Origin of the sequence: Hyphomicrobium sp. 99 (genome assembly GCF_000384335.2) — a bacterium.
Lineage (GTDB): Bacteria > Pseudomonadota > Alphaproteobacteria > Rhizobiales > Hyphomicrobiaceae > Hyphomicrobium_B.
The window spans coordinates 1-15,640 of the sequence record NZ_ARWG02000003.1 but is presented as its reverse complement, the minus strand read 5'-3'; the positions used below and the strand labels follow the sequence as shown (position 1 = coordinate 15,640).

Below are 15,640 nucleotides of genomic sequence, written 5' to 3'. Positions count from 1 at the left end.
CTCAAACAGCGGGGCCACCATACAATGACCGTTTCAAGCGACACTAATAAATCCGGGCCGTACTTCGGGAACGGCGTCACGAAGCTGCACGATTTTGATTTCAAGATCTTCGACGAAGCGCACATTAAGGTGATACGCACCGAGGGCGGCGTTGAAACGGTGCTGACGCTCGGGACAGACTACACGGTCAGCGGTGTGGGAGACGATGAAGGCGGTAAGGTCGAGACGACTGTCGCGCCGACGAGCGGCCAATCGATCACGATCATTCTCGATGTCCCATTCGTTCAGGACATAGATCTTGAAAACCAAGGGGCCTATTACGCTGAAACGGTCGAGCGCGGTCTTGATCTCGCCGTCAAGCGCGATCAGCAGCTTGCCGAGCAAATCTCTCGCTCTGTCAAAATTCCAGTGTCGGCAGATCCAAGCGAGCTTGACGCATTGGTCGGGGATATTTTGCGGCTCTCTGGCAGCGCGGACAATATCGACGCGGTTGCCGGGGCCATCGGCAACATGCAGGCCGTTGTCGACAATATGGACGACATTATCGCCGCTCCGGGCGAGGCGGCGGCTGCGGCTTCTAGCGCCGCATCTGCGGCGAGCAGCAAGGATGATGCCGCTGCGGGAAGGGCAGGCGCGGAAGCCGCGAAGTCCGGCGCGGAAGGTGCGAGAGACGACGCGCGTGCGGCAGCAGTCGAAGCGCAAGCCGTTGTTGCGCGAGCAGAGGCCGTCTACGACGCTCCCGCCGTGTTTCGCGCCTCTGACTATCTCAGCGCTTCTGACTTGGATTACGCACAAAAATATAACTACCAAAGCCAGAACGAGACAGCCGTTACCGCCGCTCTCCGCACGATGATTGACGACGCGATCACATGGATGCAGGGCGGCAACTTCCGCGTGGCCGTTGTCGATTTCGGCAACGCTTCGTATGCGGTCAACGACGAGCTTATTAGTCCTACATCATATGCGAAGATCTGGGCACAGACAGGGCTCGGCCAGCAGAAGATGCTTGTTTTTAGGGGCGGCGGCGGCGCTTACGGCGCGCACATTCACTGCCGGAACTTTGTTTCGTCTACTATCACGCGCTCGGCTGGCCCGTTGAGTGGCGTCGTTGGTCCGCGTGCACTTCTTCCTATACATTTGCCGTATGGTTGGCGAATGCTCACGAAGTTTTCAAACCTCACGTTTTTCGGTGAACGTAAGTTCACTGATCCTATCGGCCTCTACGGGTGGAACCTCCTGGAAGCCGATATGGAAGGAATCGACTTCGATAGCTTTTTCAACGCAGGCATCTGGGTTGAAGGTTGCTTTAACTCTCGTTGGAACGATGTGACGGTTCAGTCTTGCGGCGCGCAACAAACGCAAGGCAACATTATCAACGGTTCGAAGTCCGGCTATCATTCCAGAACGGCGACATTCACGGTTACCGATAACGGAAACGGCACAGCCACACTCACGGCTAGCGAGAGTTTTTGGCTTGCGGAACACGCGACCAACCAAGAATACTTTGTTGTCAACAATGCCCGAACGCTCGCAAGCAATAACAATCCGCAACCGAGTCTGTTCAAGATCACTTCTGTTACGTCTGCGACGGTCGCCATTGGTACGCCAGTGACGGCCGGAACTATTCGCGCGGGTTCTGGTAATCCGGGTTCGTTCTTGATCCTTCGCGGCACTATCGCTGCTAACAGCGCTTCGCTCGCGCTGAACTATCCTTTGTCTACAGACATCGGAGTTGGCGATTATCTTGGGGTCTATAAGGGCGGATCGAAGACCTTTACGTCTAACGATCTTCTTGTGTCGCGCATCACTGCCGTAAGTACGGACCGGCTGACTATCACGCTCAGTCATCAAGCGCGCCTCTCGGCAACGAATGTTCCTATTATCGTACGCCCTGCGATGTTTCTGGGACAGACTGAAGACTTGCTAACAGTCTCCGGACAAGGCGCAAACTGCAATGACCTCAGTCTTGTAAACTGTCGTGTAGAAAACTCTCACGGCTATTCGGACAGCGTTACCGGCGCAGTTCAGCTTGTCGGACAGAATTGGAGCAATACTGTCAACTTTATCGGCTCTAAGATTCACGGCGCCGGTCCGACATCTCCTAACTTCGGACAGTCAGGCTTCGTTATGCTTCTCGATAACTGTAGCTCTGCCACCTTCAATGCGTGCACCACTGTCTTTGGCTACGACGTCGTTGGCAATGGCGCTATTGCTATCACTGGCGAGTTCAACCGAATAGACTTTATCGGCTGCGTCTATGGTTCGTGGCAGATGCCCGCTGAAGCATGTACCTTCTTCATTGACCCGAAGACGAACACAGTCGGCAGTACGCAGATTAACGTAGTCGGTGGCCGCTTCGACGCTGCAAATCTCAATCGCTACCCAGGCACGGGCCAAGCGGTCTATCGCTACGGAGCGAATGGCGTTGACGGTATGATCACAATGGCCGGTCGTATCGCTGCCTACCAGACAGCCGACATGGATTATGCGTCGCCGCCGCAAGCAAGGGTTAGTAGGGCGACAGGTGTTCCACTTCGGCTAATCAACGATACGAACACTGCCTCAAGACAGGGCTTGCGGCTTGAAGGCGTTAGGCCGCAAGCGAACGCGACCAACTTCGATACTGTCTATCAGTCGTTCTACTTGACGGATACCGCAGGCGCGCAACGAGAGTTCGCACGTATTCGCGGCGTCGCCTCAAGTGTCAGCAGTTCGACTCCGCAGGGTCAGCTTGCGTTAGCTCTATCTGTAGGCGGGACCGTCACCGACAAGATTTTCCTTTCTGACGTTGCGCTGTTCCCTAGTTCGTCAGGCGGCGCGGCGCTAGGTATTTCGACGCTCCCGTTCTCGTCACTGTACCTGCTCACGAGTTTGCTGGTTAACAACGTCAAGGTTGTTGGCGCTAGAGACACAGGCTGGTCAGCGTGGACGGGAACGGGATCGAAGGCATCGAAGGACGTTAGCACTGCCACAACGGCAGAATGTGCGGCGGCTATTAAGGCGATCATTGACGCGTTGACGACGCACGGCCTTATCGGGACTTAAGGCGGCCGCTCGGGGTGGGATTGGTTGGCCGCTTAGTATGAGCGGTCAACTTTATCCGGGTTATATCCCGCATCAAATGAAGGCGGGATAACATGGCAGCGAAACGCGCAACGTCAGCGGACAACATGAGAGCCGAATTGGATAAGATTCATGGGCGCGTTAACAAGCTCAATGATCGTGTTGTCGTCCTTGAAACGCAACGACCGCACGTCGAAGCGGCGCTTGATCGCATCGAGAAGTCAGTCGAGCGCCTTAACGGCCATGCCGTCAAAGCTATGTGGATCATTCTTGCACTGTTCATAACGGCGCTCTGGCGCGTCGCAACTACGACCGGGGTTCCTGGCGGTTAGCGCGGCAACCCTTGCCGGGATAGTCCAGTGTCCGGAGGTGCCCATGACCAATATTATTCTTCGGATCGGGCTGCGATACGTCGCGGCTTTTCTCATGGCGCGAGGTCTGCTGTCGCCAGACATCGGAACAACTCTCGCGGCTGATGACGACGTTATTCAAATGATCGAAGTTGCTCTTGGAAGCTTGGTCGGCGTCGCGGCCGAAGTGTGGCTTTATGCTGAACGAAAATTCGGGTGGGAACGATGACTTGGCTTCTATCACTGCTGACGGGCGGGCTCGTCGAAAAGCTGGTTGCGCCGCTTGAGCGTGCCTATCAGGCGAAGATTGCAGCGCAGACGAACAAGGACAAGCTGGCCGCAGATCAGGCCGTCAAATTTTTCGAGGGGCAAATCTCGCTTGCGACGATTGCCGCTCAAAGCGATAAATGGTGGTCGACGCGCGAATTGATCGGCAAGTGCGCGCTGCTCTACGTGGCGAAAATCGTGGTGTGGGACACGGTGCTAGCCTTGGGCTCGACGCCTGATCCTGGCCCGCAAGTGAGCGGCATCGTTATGATGGTGATTGGCTTCTACTTCGGCAGCAAGGCGGCAACTGACATCGCCGCTCGTCTGCTGGGTGCCGTCGTCTCGAAGCGCTAGCTTGCGCTCTCGAAAACTACTCCGCATGGGGCGCACATGATCTGCAAAGATCCCTTGCCCCATGCGTTTGCCTCGCATTTTGGGCAGGTGAATTTTACGCGCTTGCCAGACAAAGGCGGAGCGGCTTCCTCGGTTTCGCCAGCATCCTCGCCGCTTTCGCCGTCCTCATTTCTGCGGGGAACGCGTGGTGTCATTATCGGAAAGCGTGCCGTGCAGTCGTACCAGCAGAGCTTAAATCCTCCGTCTATGAGTGCTTGCGCCTCGGCCTCGAACTGTCCGCCGACAATACGATAATGGTCCATGCTTTGGCCAACGGCTTTCCCGCCGGGCGCTCCGGTCGTTGATGGCATTAGCCCAACGGCCTGCATCTTCTGCGACCATTCCTTATTGTGGTAGCTAGTTCGCGATGGCGTGCCAAAATGCTGTTGCCACAAATGGCACATTTCATGGACGAGAACTTCAAGCGCCTCGATGTCGTCTTTGCGGACGAAGAAAATCGGGCTCATCGCGATCTCGTCTGTCTTACGATCTTCCTCTGCGCGGTGAATGAACCGCCCTGGCGAGTAATACCCCATGACCCGAGGTCCCTTGCGCTGTAGAGTTATGAGGCAGGGAGGAAGCTCGCCTCCGAACAGCGTCGTGTTGAAGTGATCGTAAGCGGCTTGTAGGTCGCTGTACGTTTCTTGCGTAGGCGTGCGCTGTTCGGATGGCATGTCGTTCTCGTTTGTAATGTACATTACAGTTTGTGCGGCCGTGCCGCGCTTAAGAGGCTTGCTGCTCGCGTATTAGCATCACGCAGGCCGCGAGATAGTTGATCGATCCCAGCAGTTCGAAGACCGCAGCGTTGCGATGGCCTCGCGCAACCATGCCCATTGCTTCCTGGGCTTTCTTCGCGGCTTGCCCGGCAGCAAAGCCGGGGCCGTACATGCGCCCAAGCTCCATGATCGGCTGGCGGTCAAATGGGCGGCCGTTGGCGTGGCGCTCCTTGCCTTTGCCGCGCGACGCCTGCGCGTGTGCATCCGCGAGCACGCGGACTAGACTGTCATATGTCGCGTCGTCGTTCTGGGCCGGTGCCTGCGTTTCTACGCTCTGGATCGGTTCCTGCGTTTCGACGTAGCTGATGCTGCCGGGCCTCGTGGGAGCATCGACCCATTTCCCAACGCGAGCGTAAGGCTCCCGAACGAAGCGCTGCTCGCGAACGAGGTCGTGCGGCGGCTCTGTGGGAGTGTCCGGATTGACCCACTCTCGAACGAGGTCGCACGGGCTCGGGTGTGGCCCAACACCCGCGCGGCCGTCGAAAAAGTAGGCACGCTCTTCTCCATCCTTCCAGAACCACGTCGCGTCTTTGTTCCGCTGCATCGGGCCGACGCAATTGCCTTCCCGATTGAGATACCATTTGCCTGCTTCGATACGCATTTTCGTTTCCTCCTGCGATGATTGCGCTGATGCCGGGCGGCGTTAGATGTCGTCGCCCGGGTAGTCCGCTCTGGTTTCGAGGATTTCGCCCGTCTCAAGGTCGAAGCCGGTTTGCTCTGCGGGCTCGCGCTCGGGATCGAGTTCAAGCGGCTGCTGGACGGGCTGAACGGCTCTAAGTGCCGCCGCTGCGCCGCCGCGCGTCTTCGGGCCTGCCGGTGCCTTCGTCGTCGTCGGCGGCGTCGTCTCGACGGCTTCGCCATCGATAGTCACGGCGTCGTCGGGACGTTCGGCCGCTTGGTGCAATTTCTCATTGCTCGACGGCAGATATTTCGAGAGGCGGCGGAATACGGTCTTGCGCGCCATTTCTTCCCAATCCGTACCCCAAGGCGTCGACTTGATCTTACCGGCCTGAAAGGCTTTCCAACCATCAGAGCGGTCGCGAATGCGATTGATCGCTGCGACTGACATAACCTCGTGAACGATGCCGCCTTCCTTCAATTCGGCCATCGCATAGACGACGCGCGGCTCGCCGCGTTCGGCGTCGTGGTCGATCTCGTGCGTGATCGGCTCGAGCAGGTTCGTCGGCCGGTGCCTGAAGACATCGCCCTGCCGCACAACTTCGACAACGATCCCTTTAAGCTCGCCGCTCTGATACGCGAGCTTGAGCAAGCCGCGTATCATCGGGCGGTACTGAGCTTCGCCGTTGTAGTCGATGACAAGCGCGGCCTCGCGCCCGTCCAGAATAAGCCCGTCTGCTGCGGCCTTTGTGCAGGCTGCAAGCAACGACTGTGGGTTCCTCACGCGGTCGATGTTGCGCGTGAGTGCGATTGCTGTCTGGGCCGTTCGCACGAAGCGGTCGGCCGTAATATGGCCCGGCAACGCCTTGCTAAATTCCGGGGCCATTTTCACGAGGGCATTGCGAAGTGTAGCTTGACGCTGGTCAGCGGTTGCAAGCGCGGTTGAATTGCTCATTGTCGATCTCCACGAGGACGTTGATTGCTCGGTCTTTGAGACGGGCGGGCGCGTCGGCCGCGACCTTTTCGAGAAATTTTTTTGCTATGGTTAGGTCCGATTTTCCGGACCGGCGAAAGAAGTGTGCGGCCTCCCAATAAAGCCGCGTCTGGACGGAGAGCTTCACGCTGAAAGCTCCGTATCGAGTGCTGACGGGGCTTCAGTCAGGCGGTAGGCCCAACGCTTGAAATCAAGCTCTTGGACGCCTTGGCCGTAGGCGGGCCATGAGTTCGAGCGCTGGCACACAGCGTAAGTTTCGAGCGAGCGGCGAATGATGGCGCGGCCTTCCTCGACGATTGCCGGGGGTAGCTCGTAGATCCCGAACGCGTAGGGGCTCGTTTTCTCCCATGCGAGAAACACAAATCCGTCGACGTTCTGCCCGAGCGCACGCCAGCCGTCTGAATAGAATGCTTCCTGCGCGTGGTAGCCGTAGTTGGTGACGCTCTTAGCGAACGCGTCGGGGTGTGCGCTGACGGTCGATTTAACGTCGACCATGACGCTGAGGTCGGGGCGGTAAAGATCCGGGCGGCAACGGCAGAGCAGGCCGGTTTCCTCGTCGACCCAATAGCCAGACGTTTCGATGGTCGCGTTTTCGTTGGTGACGATGCCGCTGACGAATGCGTCAGCATGCACGGCGTCGCGAATAGCGAGAGCGCTGTCGTAATCGCCAGATGTCAGCAGCAGCTTTCCGTCGATGCCGCAGACTTCGGCAAGGTCTTTCCACTTGTTGCCGCGACGGTCTTCGGGACCGCGCACGACTTTCTTCTCGAACAGGTTCGGCTCAAGAATGGCAAGGTGACAAGCTTCGCCAATGTCGAAAGCCGTCGATTCCTTGCGCTCTCCGAACTTGAAATGAGCCGGTGACTTGGTGTGTATCGTCCAAAGGCCGGACTTGGAAATGCCTGGGCCTGAATGATACGCCTCGTTGGGGATGCCCGCATAAATGCCGGGCTTAATGTCGTCCTTGACTTTTTGGGCTGATGCCATGCGATGCGCCTTTCGTTGCGGTGCGTTGCGATAAGAGCAACACTACGGGCAACAGAGCGCACGCGTCAAGGCGGCCGATGCGATTTTAAAAATAAATCACATCGCCCGTTGACGGAAACACATCGTTAATGCTTTTATCGCAACGATTAGCCGGTGCAGCGGCTTTGCGGTGGGCCGCTTGAGAAGTCCCAATAAACCCGCGAATCCCTCTAGGAACTGCACGCTTTTTAATTTGCTCGGCAGCGGGGCGCGCCAGCAAGAGAAGGCCGGTAACTCAGTTGCGGGAGTTACCGGCCTTCCGTGTTTTATGGAATGATCGTCAGAATTGGCGTCGCTGTTTGCAGGTCAAATTCCTTGACCTTGCCGTCAATCGTGACGACGCGCGCCTCGCCGGTCTTCCTGGCGCGCTCGATCTTGGCGAGGATTTGATCGCCCGCGAAGTTCCGGCAGATAGACAACGCACCTATCGAAGTAGGCTCAACGTCATCGGTGTGGCTGAACAATACAAGCGCATCATCCATGACGGTCAACGGTCCAGTCAGCGCACGAATCTGCGCAGCGAGAACACGCGGGACCGCATCAATCGCAGACTGCGCTCGCTCGATCACTGAATGCGGCAACGGTCGCGGCTCCGGTAGGCGCTCGATTTGGCCGTGCTCATTGATCGTTGCGACGAGCAGTATCGGCGTGAACTCGCCGTCGATGGTTACGCCCGCATGTTTCAAAACTTCGCTGACTGGTGCGCCGATAAATTGAGCGATGGCGGCGGCTTCATCCCTCTGCATTCGTCTTTGACCTGTCAGCATGCGCGACACGGCGGATGGGTCCATGCCATGCTCGCGAGCGAACGCCCTATAAGACGTTCCCTTCTGAGCGAACCGTGTGCGAAACCACTCGCTGTCGACGTGCGCTGTATCTGACATCGGCCTATACGCGACTCCCTATGATGCGCCTTCATGTTGCATTTATCGCAACAACTTGCAAGTGGCATATACCCCCCTTTAATAAATGCGGCGCGTTGCGCTCGATGCTTGACGATGCGAGAAGCGCAACGTATGTTGCGAATATCGCACTACTTTGAATGGTCAAGCTCGTGAAACACCCCCTAGAAAACTCAACGCCGTGGCGACGCGTTTTTCATAAATTTGGCTTGTCGCAGTCGGCATTTGCCAGAGAGATTGACAGGCATAGATCCAAGGTTAGTCGCGCCCTTAAGGACGAAGAAGGACTAATTAACGGTCGTGACCAGAAACATCTGCTTGCGGTTGCCAAAAAGCTAAAGGTCGTACTGACATCGCGCGATCTGACGCCGGGGGGCAAATGACCTCCGCGCCGCGTCTGACTCTACAACAGCAGGCCGAGTTCGTTGAGGCCCTTGTGATGCGTTGTCATCCCTACAATGGAGGCAACGCGGGTCCGGCATTGCTATCGCTCGAACTCGTCGACGTCGAAATTATGCGCGAGCTTGCGGCACGGCTCAAGCGCATGGCTCCGCATGAACCTGACATCAAGCGCATGGTGGTCGGCCGATGATCACGCTGCGCCCTGATCAGGATGACGTTCGCGCGAAGCTCCGCGTTGCACTGCGCGAGAACGCGTCGGTGCTGACCTATGCGCCGACTGGCTTCGGTAAGACCGTTCTCGCGGGCGCATTGATCAAGAGCATTTTCGAGGCGAAGAAGCGCGTAATCTTCTGCGTCCATCGCGTCGACCTGATCACGCAAACAGCGAAGACGTTCTATAAATTCGGCATCCCGTTTTCTTACATCGCTGCCGGGCATCATCTAAATCCTCATCATCGCGTCTTCATCGCCTCTATCGCGACACTGAAAAATCGCCTCGGGAAAATTCCCGCTGGTTACGTCATGGTCGATGAAGCCCACCTGAGCATGGCAAGCGGATGGGCGAAAGTCGCGCTGCACTACAAGGCCGAAGGCGCGAAGCTTATCGGCCTGACGGGATCTCCGGAGCGCTTAGACGGCAAGCCGCTGGGCGACGTGTGGGATACGATGGTCATGGGGCCGTCTGTCCGGTGGCTGATCGAGAACGGCCACCTGTCGCGTTACCGTGCGTTCTCTCCTGCCGGGCTCGATCTGAGCGGCTTACGCACGCGAGGCGGCGAATACGTCTCGTCGGATCTCGATAGCCTCATGTCAGGCAAGGGCGTTCTCGCAAACGCCGTGAAGCATTGGAAAAGCAAGGCGCTCGGCAAGCGCACTATTGCATTCTCGCCGTCCATCGAAAGCGCCGAACGTCTGGCCGCTGAGTTTCGCGCCGCTGGTGTGATGGCCGTTGCGCTCGATGGCGAGACGCCGCAAGCGGATCGACGCGCCGCGTTCATCGGCTTCGCTGACCGGCAGATAGACATCATCGTCAATTGCCAACTCTTCTGCGAGGGCTTCGACCTCGCGGCGCAAGTCGACCGGCCGGTGACGATTGAATGCGTGCTTGATAACTCGCCAACGCAATCGCTCGCGCGGCATTTGCAGAAGCACGGTCGCGGACTTCGCCAGGATGGGACCGGCGTCCCTCATATCCTGATCGATATGGTCGGCGGCTTTGCCAAGCCGAACCTGGGCCTGCCCGACGAAGAACGCGAATGGTCGCTCGAAGGGCGCAAGCAGAAGAAGCGCGAAGCTGAATTGCTCGTCTGCCCGTCATGCTTCGCCGCGCATCAGCCTGCCGCGAAGTGTCCGGAGTGCGGCCACGTCTACGAGAAGAAGCGTGCCACGGTCGGCCCGCGTGAGATCGAAGAAGTCGACGGCGAATTGCAAGAGGTCGACGTTGAAGCGATCCGCCGCGAACGCAAGCGCGAACAGGCGGAAGCGAAGACGCTAGACGCTCTGGTCGCGCTCGCAACTGCGCGCGGATACAAGCGGCCGGAAGCATGGGCCGCTCACATTTACACGGCGCGACAAGCTAAGGGGGGCAGGGTCGGCGTATGAAAATACCAAACCAGATCTTGAAGGAAGAAGCGCGGCGCTTGTTGGATTACCGCGACGGCATGCTGTACTGGCAGCATTCTGCATCTGGACAGAGAAACGGCGGGCGCGCGATCACTTGGCGCAAGTCGCAAGAGGGTCGCAAGAAACCTTTCGTGCGTCTCGGCGGCAGTTTTTTCTCCGCTCACTATCTCGTCTGGAACTGGCACCACGGTATCACGCGGAATATGATCCGGTTTGCTGACGGAAATTCGGATAATTTTAGGATTGAAAATCTGGTCGAGGCGCGCGCGGAAATTCTTGCGACCCTCTTGCGACCTGTAAAACATTCCTGCCCATGCTGCGAACAAAGCGTTCCGCAGCCGACTGTCGACATCATCGCGCACGCTGCAGGTTTGTCGCCGCTGCAAGAGTCAATCTTGCGCGCGGTATGGTCTGGGAAGGGCCGCGCGGTGCAGCCCGAAACAATCTTTAACGAGATGTACGCGGACGATCCGGACGGCGGTCCGAGCGCGTCAAAAATGTATGCGGCTTTCAAGGTGGCGCTCTGCCATCTGAGGGAGAAGTTAGTTGGAACTGGCGTATCGATTGAAAATGTAGGCTATCGCCAAGGCTATCGCTTGGTGATGAACGAAACAGGGGGACTAAATGGCGGGTTATCTCAACAAGGTGCAGATCATCGGGAACGTGGGGCAAGACCCTGACTTTCGCGATGTGAGCACAAGCCAGCGCGTTGCGAATTTTTCAATCGCAACCACGGAAAGCTGGAAGGATAAGGCAACCGGCGAGAAAAAAGAGCGGACGGAATGGCATCGCGTCACGGTCTGGAACGACGCTCTCGTGAAGGTCATCGAGAAGTACGTCAAGAAGGGCAGCAGGATTTACGTCGAGGGCGCGCTGCAAACGCGCAAGTGGAAGGATAAGCAGGATATCGAGCGCTCTACGACGGAAGTCGTTTTGTCCGGCTTCAACGGCAGCCTGATCCTGCTGGGCGATAACGGCGGCGGGCGCGGCATGTCCGATCCGAACCAAAACGCCAGCAGGCCGCAAGCTCCGCAAGATCCGGCTCAGGTCGGCATCGACGACGAAATTCCGTTCTGAGGTGGCGCATATGATTCTGTCCGCTCAAACAATCAGGGCGCTGCGTCCTGTCGAGCCGTTCGTCGAGCGTAGCGTCGTGCGTGGTCGTAGCTACGGCTTGTCTGTCGCTGGCTACGATATTCGTATCTGCGAAACCCTGTACCTTGCGCCGGGTGCCTTCTCGCTCGCTTCGAGCATTGAGCACTTTGACATGCCGGCCGATGTGCTTGCGCTGGTCAAAGATAAAAGTTCTTGGGCGCGGAAAGGGCTTTCCGTTTTCAATACGGTGATCGAGCCGGGTTGGAAGGGATACTTGACGCTCGAACTTAAGAACCAAGGGGATCAGGTTTTGCGCATCGATAGCGGCGACCCTATCGCGCAAATTCTGTTCTATCGCTTGGACGCTCCGAGCGAAGCGCCTTACTCTGGCAAGTACCAGAACCAAGAAGCCGGGCCGCAAGGCGCGCGGCTTGAAGGCGAGGCATGACGTGACAGAAGGCGATCTTATGCGCCGACTGCAAGCCCGCGCGTCGCAACTCGGCGCGCGGCTTTTCCGTCAGCAGGTCGGCATGGCTTGGATTGGCCGCGTCGAGCAGGGCTATCCCGGTCGGCTCGTTACGCTCGGCTCGGGTGACGTTGTGATACGCAAGGCGCGGCCCTTCCGTGCTGGCGTCGAAGGAATGTCGGACCTCGGCGGGTGGGTGCCGGTCGTTATCACTCCCGATATGGTCGGGTCGACGGTCGCCGTTTACGCGCAAGTCGAAGTGAAGACGGACAAGGGCCGGGCGTCTCCTGAGCAAGTCGCGTGGATCGATGCTGTATCGAAGGCGGGCGGGCGAGCAGGCATCGCCCGCAACGATGAAGACTTGGCGGGAATATTGGCATGATCTCAGACACCGATCTGATCCGGCGCGAAGTCTCGCTTGCGGAAACAGCGGAGCGCTTCGGCGTTCCGCTGGTGAAGGACGGCGACGAGTGGGTTGCGCCGTGCCCGTTCCACGAAGAGGATACGCCTTCGTTTACGATCTTCCACGGACGGGATCGCGTGCAGCGGATGCACTGCTTCGGCTGTGGCGCGAAGGGCGACGTTCTCGATTTTGTCCGGCAGATTAAACGGGTCGATCTCCCTGGCGCGATCAGCATTCTGAAGGGCGAGGCGGCGGGGCCGAACATCGCGCCGCGTCACGTCGAAGTGCGAGACGTGTATGCCGGTATCGTGCCCGTCGATCCGGTCGACGAGATCGAGCCGGGCAAGCGAGTGACGCTCTACAATCCAAAGCGCGCTGGCACTGAGCGCGAAGTCGGGTCGTTCGTGCCGTCGATGATATTCCCGTATCGTCGCGAAGACGGTTCGCTATTCGGCTACGTGTTGCGCCATGATCTGCCGGACGGCAAAAAAGAAACGCCGATGGTAATGTGGGTTCGCTTGCCGAACGGACGCGAAGGGTGGTGCCGCTTTCCGTTCCCAAAGCCGCGCCCACTGTACGGGCTCGAAGCGATGGGCGACGGGCAAGTGATCGTTGCGGAGGGCGAGAAGTGCCGCGATGCTCTGGTGAAGGCGACGGGCCGCGCTGTCGTGTCGTGGGCTGGCGGCACAGAGGGCGCAAAGCATACGGATTGGACGCCGCTAAAGGGTCGTAGCGTTATCGTTTGGCCTGATTCTGATGCGCCGGGCCGGGGCACAGGGGACGGCATCGCAAGCTTATTGCTTGAGCAGGGCTGCAATGTCCGCGTTATGGGCCGCAAAAAATAAACGAGCCGCAGCATGGATCATTCCGCGCTGCGGCCCACTTACCGGTTTGCCTTGATTACATAGGCCATCAATGACACCCCCCTTTGAGGCGAAGCCTATGCCGCTCTGCACGGACGATCAAAACCATGTTTCACCTATCCACCCTGGCCGGATAGGTTGAGAGAAGCCGCCTCAAGGGTGTTCTCTGTCTCAACTATCGCGGGGCAATGGTTGTCGCGGTTTCATCATGGAGAACCGCACAATGACAATCCGTCTCGATCTGCCAAGCATGCGCGCGCTATTTCCGAAAGCTCCGGAAGCGGTGCTTAAGGATTTCATCGACAAGCAGGATTCGATACTTGGTCCGGCTGGCATCAACCACACGCGCAACCGGCTGAAGTTTTTCTTCGCGAACATCGAGCACGAGGTCGACGGGTTCACGATCAAGAACCTGACGGAGAATATCAATTACACGGCGGCGCGCATGGCCGCAGTTTGGCCGAACCGTTTCGAGAACGCGGACGCTGTGCGTGCGAAGTACGGCACTAAAAGCGGCTGGCAGAAGCGCGCCTTCGACGACATCTATGGCAACCGGATGGGCAACCGTCCCGGCTCCGACGATGGCTCTCGCTTCATCGGGCGCGGTGGGCCGCAGATCACTGGGCGCGACGGTTACGCGAAAGTCGGCGCACTGGCTAAGCTGCCGCTTGAAGACAAGCCCGAGATTGCCGCGAAGTACGACAATCAGGCGGCAGTGTCGGCGGCGTTCTGGACGTGGAAGAAGATGAACGCCAAAGCCGATACCGGCGACTTCATCGGCTGCGTGCGGCTATGGAACGGCGGCACAAACGGGCTTGCTGATCGACGCGCGCGCATGGCCGGTAACGAGGCCATCATTAATCGCCTGCCGGGCTCGCCGCCAACGTCGACACCCGGCAAGGACGTGATCGACGCGGCGACGGAGAAGGAACGCAGAGCAATCGCCGCTGGCGGCGGTGGTTGCGTCGTGGGCGGGGCCGCTGAGGGCGTGAAGCAAACCGGCGTCGCCTCAGAAAGCAGCCTGCCGAAGTTCGTCACTTATCCGCTCATTGCGACCGGCGTCTGCATCGTTCTCGTCGCTGCGGTGCTGATCATCAAGAAGCGCAAGGACATTTTCAAGAACTGGTACTGACGGCGAGCGGGCTGGAAACGACATCGAGCCATTTCCAGCCCGCATATTTATCTCCCGCCTGCCGCATGTGAGTGTAGCGCTGAAGCGTTTGCCATGAGCGGTGCCCTGATACGGCGGCGGCGCGCGGAATAGACGTTCCGATCTCGAACAGTCTGGACACTCCGTCGTGCCGTAGGTCGTGAAAGTGCAAGTCTTCGATCCCCAACAATTGGCACGTGCGGGTGAAGTTCGCGCTGATCGATCTGGCTGAGTAGGGAAAAATCCGCTCTCCCTTTTTCGGCATGGCTTGAATGATGCGCAGCGCGGGCTCAGGAAGATCGCACCAAACATTATTTCCGATCTTCTCGCCCGGGTTTTTCATGTCTCGCACCATGACGCGCGAGCCCGGCACGTCCAAATCCTCCCAACGGATGCGGGTCAATTCCTCCTGCCGCCGCGTCGAGAACAGCGCGAACGCGCACACGTAGTGCATAGGGCATGAACGCGGGCGGCGACGGTGGCGCTCCTGGTAATGCGTCAGCAGCGTCTCGAGTTCGTCGAGCGTCGGGCGGCGGTCGCGTTCTTGTGACTTGCCGGTGTATCCGAGCCGCTTGCCTACGGTGAAGGCGTCCTTCATCGCCTGGGCGTCTAAACGGTATCCCCAAGCCGGGCCTGCTATCGCGAAGACTGCCGCCAAGTGGCTGAGATAGTTCGCGACGGTTTGAGGCTTCCTGCCTTTCGCGAGTTCCTTCGATAGCGCGACAATATCTGACGACTGGATCAGGTGGCATTCCTTCGCGGCGATGCTGTAGGACTTGATTGCCTTAAGAACCTGGGCCTTCGTGCGGCCGATCTCCTTGGCGCTGTCGGTCGTGTATTTGTCGATGGCATCCGCCAGCGTGACCTTTGACGCGTTCGCGCGCTCGATCTCGCCGGGACGCGCAAGCTCGCCTTCGCGCTTCTCAATCCAGGCAACAGCGGCGGCGCGTCGCTCGAATGTCTTGCTCTCCCGGTGTATGACGGTCCCGGCACGCTTCAGAATGATCTTCGCCATGAACGCAGTCGTGCCATTACTGCGGGGGCGAACTAGGATGGTTCCCATTGCGGTATTACAAAGCTCCCTCGGTATTACCTTGTAATATTACCGGATTAGAAACGGGGTGCAATGATGTGAAAACAGCATCAAAGAGCACGGTTAACAGCAACATGCGCAACGGATTTCATCGGGAATGTCAAATAATTCAGCGATTTCAGCGCATCACCGATTCAGTATCGCACCCATGATGGA

The 15,640-nt window shown here is 58.3% G+C and carries 19 protein-coding genes; 12 read left to right on the top strand and 7 right to left on the bottom strand.

Going from position 1 to position 15,640, the window contains the following annotated elements; genetic code table 11:
• Positions 1-33: 33 nt before the first annotated feature.
• A complete protein-coding gene (locus G359_RS20255; RefSeq protein WP_156150625.1) occupies positions 34-384 on the bottom strand; it encodes a hypothetical protein in 351 nt (116 codons plus the stop codon).
• A gap of 24 nt (positions 385-408) precedes the next feature.
• Here G359_RS20255 and G359_RS19510 point away from each other — a divergent pair, with 24 nt between their 5' ends.
• From G359_RS19510 to G359_RS19505, 4 genes are all read left to right on the top strand, one after another.
• Entirely contained in the window at positions 409-3,045 is a 2,637-nt protein-coding gene (locus tag G359_RS19510; RefSeq protein WP_156150624.1) for a hypothetical protein, read from the top strand.
• A gap of 92 nt (positions 3,046-3,137) precedes the next feature.
• Positions 3,138-3,395: a hypothetical protein gene (locus G359_RS00095; protein WP_245279875.1), complete on the top strand. Its 258-nt coding sequence runs from the start codon at positions 3,138-3,140 to the stop codon at positions 3,393-3,395.
• Positions 3,396-3,438: 43 nt separating this feature from the next.
• Complete coding sequence (locus G359_RS00090; RefSeq protein WP_045834463.1) at positions 3,439-3,642, top strand: hypothetical protein; 204 nt, start codon at positions 3,439-3,441, stop codon at positions 3,640-3,642.
• Positions 3,639-4,034 carry a hypothetical protein gene (locus G359_RS19505; RefSeq protein WP_052699115.1) on the top strand — a complete coding sequence of 132 codons (396 nt, stop codon included), beginning with the start codon at positions 3,639-3,641 and terminating at the stop codon, positions 4,032-4,034. Before G359_RS00090 ends, G359_RS19505 begins: the two co-directional genes overlap by 4 nt.
• Here G359_RS19505 and G359_RS00080 read toward each other — a convergent pair.
• The 5 genes from G359_RS00080 to G359_RS00055 all read right to left on the bottom strand — a co-directional run bounded on the left by G359_RS00080 (position 4,031) and on the right by G359_RS00055 (position 8,371).
• Entirely contained in the window at positions 4,031-4,747 is a 717-nt protein-coding gene (locus tag G359_RS00080; RefSeq protein ID WP_082072742.1) for a SprT-like domain-containing protein, read from the bottom strand. The two genes, G359_RS19505 and G359_RS00080, sit on opposite strands and share 4 nt — an antisense overlap.
• 49 nt (positions 4,748-4,796) lie before the next feature.
• A complete protein-coding gene (locus G359_RS19500) occupies positions 4,797-5,450 on the bottom strand; it encodes a hypothetical protein (protein WP_052699114.1) in 654 nt (217 codons plus the stop codon).
• 42 nt (positions 5,451-5,492) lie between these two features.
• Positions 5,493-6,422 (bottom strand): recombinase RecT, encoded by a 930-nt coding sequence (locus tag G359_RS00070; protein ID WP_082072739.1) that lies wholly within the window; start codon positions 6,420-6,422, stop codon positions 5,493-5,495.
• 162 nt (positions 6,423-6,584) lie between these two features.
• Positions 6,585-7,448 carry a PD-(D/E)XK nuclease-like domain-containing protein gene (locus G359_RS19495; protein ID WP_052699112.1) on the bottom strand — a complete coding sequence of 288 codons (864 nt, stop codon included), beginning with the start codon at positions 7,446-7,448 and terminating at the stop codon, positions 6,585-6,587.
• A gap of 305 nt (positions 7,449-7,753) precedes the next feature.
• The gene (locus G359_RS00055; RefSeq protein ID WP_045834460.1) at positions 7,754-8,371 is read right to left on the bottom strand and encodes a helix-turn-helix domain-containing protein; all 618 of its coding nucleotides are present in this window, start codon (positions 8,369-8,371) and stop codon (positions 7,754-7,756) included.
• 397 nt (positions 8,372-8,768) lie between these two features.
• Here G359_RS00055 and G359_RS00045 point away from each other — a divergent pair, with 397 nt between their 5' ends.
• From G359_RS00045 to G359_RS00010, 8 genes are all read left to right on the top strand, one after another.
• Positions 8,769-8,981 (top strand): hypothetical protein, encoded by a 213-nt coding sequence (locus G359_RS00045; protein WP_045834458.1) that lies wholly within the window; start codon positions 8,769-8,771, stop codon positions 8,979-8,981.
• Complete coding sequence (locus G359_RS00040) at positions 8,978-10,393, top strand: DEAD/DEAH box helicase (protein ID WP_052699111.1); 1,416 nt, start codon at positions 8,978-8,980, stop codon at positions 10,391-10,393. The genes G359_RS00045 and G359_RS00040 overlap by 4 nt, the downstream gene beginning before the upstream one ends.
• Positions 10,390-11,094 carry an HNH endonuclease gene (locus tag G359_RS20680; RefSeq protein WP_197077510.1) on the top strand — a complete coding sequence of 235 codons (705 nt, stop codon included), beginning with the start codon at positions 10,390-10,392 and terminating at the stop codon, positions 11,092-11,094. The genes G359_RS00040 and G359_RS20680 overlap by 4 nt, the downstream gene beginning before the upstream one ends.
• Positions 11,039-11,491 (top strand): single-stranded DNA-binding protein, encoded by a 453-nt coding sequence (gene ssb / locus G359_RS00030; protein ID WP_045834457.1) that lies wholly within the window; start codon positions 11,039-11,041, stop codon positions 11,489-11,491. Before G359_RS20680 ends, ssb begins: the two co-directional genes overlap by 56 nt.
• A gap of 10 nt (positions 11,492-11,501) precedes the next feature.
• Positions 11,502-11,957: a dCTP deaminase gene (gene dcd, locus G359_RS00025; RefSeq protein WP_045834456.1), complete on the top strand. Its 456-nt coding sequence runs from the start codon at positions 11,502-11,504 to the stop codon at positions 11,955-11,957.
• A 19-nt stretch (positions 11,958-11,976) separates the two neighbouring features.
• A complete protein-coding gene (locus G359_RS19490) occupies positions 11,977-12,357 on the top strand; it encodes a VRR-NUC domain-containing protein (RefSeq protein WP_156150623.1) in 381 nt (126 codons plus the stop codon).
• Positions 12,354-13,223 (top strand): CHC2 zinc finger domain-containing protein, encoded by an 870-nt coding sequence (locus G359_RS00015; protein ID WP_052699109.1) that lies wholly within the window; start codon positions 12,354-12,356, stop codon positions 13,221-13,223. Before G359_RS19490 ends, G359_RS00015 begins: the two co-directional genes overlap by 4 nt.
• Before the next feature lie 241 nt (positions 13,224-13,464).
• Positions 13,465-14,373, top strand: a complete 909-nt coding sequence (locus tag G359_RS00010) for a glycoside hydrolase family 19 protein (RefSeq protein ID WP_156150622.1) — start codon at positions 13,465-13,467, stop codon at positions 14,371-14,373.
• On the opposite strand, the gene G359_RS00005 is transcribed toward G359_RS00010, so the two are convergent.
• Entirely contained in the window at positions 14,357-15,454 is a 1,098-nt protein-coding gene (locus G359_RS00005) for a site-specific integrase (RefSeq protein ID WP_045834455.1), read from the bottom strand. The two genes, G359_RS00010 and G359_RS00005, sit on opposite strands and share 17 nt — an antisense overlap.
• Between the last annotated feature and the right edge of the window lie 186 nt (positions 15,455-15,640).

Bases quoted from the DNA above. Each gene is read 5' to 3' on its own strand.
- G359_RS00045 (WP_045834458.1), top strand. From the start codon at position 8,769: ATGACCTCCGCGCCGCGTCTGACTCTACAACAGCAGGCCGAGTTCGTT.
- G359_RS00040 (WP_052699111.1), top strand. From the start codon at position 8,978: ATGATCACGCTGCGCCCTGATCAGGATGACGTTCGCGCGAAGCTCCGC.
- G359_RS00010 (WP_156150622.1), top strand. From the start codon at position 13,465: ATGACAATCCGTCTCGATCTGCCAAGCATGCGCGCGCTATTTCCGAAA.
- G359_RS00005 (WP_045834455.1), bottom strand. From the start codon at position 15,454: ATGGGAACCATCCTAGTTCGCCCCCGCAGTAATGGCACGACTGCGTTC.
- G359_RS19495 (WP_052699112.1), bottom strand. From the start codon at position 7,448: ATGGCATCAGCCCAAAAAGTCAAGGACGACATTAAGCCCGGCATTTAT.
- G359_RS20680 (WP_197077510.1), top strand. From the start codon at position 10,390: ATGAAAATACCAAACCAGATCTTGAAGGAAGAAGCGCGGCGCTTGTTG.
- dcd (WP_045834456.1), top strand. From the start codon at position 11,502: ATGATTCTGTCCGCTCAAACAATCAGGGCGCTGCGTCCTGTCGAGCCG.
- G359_RS00090 (WP_045834463.1), top strand. From the start codon at position 3,439: ATGACCAATATTATTCTTCGGATCGGGCTGCGATACGTCGCGGCTTTT.
- G359_RS00055 (WP_045834460.1), bottom strand. From the start codon at position 8,371: ATGTCAGATACAGCGCACGTCGACAGCGAGTGGTTTCGCACACGGTTC.
- G359_RS00080 (WP_082072742.1), bottom strand. From the start codon at position 4,747: ATGCCATCCGAACAGCGCACGCCTACGCAAGAAACGTACAGCGACCTA.
- G359_RS00095 (WP_245279875.1), top strand. From the start codon at position 3,138: ATGGCAGCGAAACGCGCAACGTCAGCGGACAACATGAGAGCCGAATTG.
- G359_RS19490 (WP_156150623.1), top strand. From the start codon at position 11,977: ATGCGCCGACTGCAAGCCCGCGCGTCGCAACTCGGCGCGCGGCTTTTC.
- G359_RS19505 (WP_052699115.1), top strand. From the start codon at position 3,639: ATGACTTGGCTTCTATCACTGCTGACGGGCGGGCTCGTCGAAAAGCTG.
- G359_RS00015 (WP_052699109.1), top strand. From the start codon at position 12,354: ATGATCTCAGACACCGATCTGATCCGGCGCGAAGTCTCGCTTGCGGAA.
- G359_RS19500 (WP_052699114.1), bottom strand. From the start codon at position 5,450: ATGCGTATCGAAGCAGGCAAATGGTATCTCAATCGGGAAGGCAATTGC.
- G359_RS00070 (WP_082072739.1), bottom strand. From the start codon at position 6,422: ATGAGCAATTCAACCGCGCTTGCAACCGCTGACCAGCGTCAAGCTACA.
- ssb (WP_045834457.1), top strand. From the start codon at position 11,039: ATGGCGGGTTATCTCAACAAGGTGCAGATCATCGGGAACGTGGGGCAA.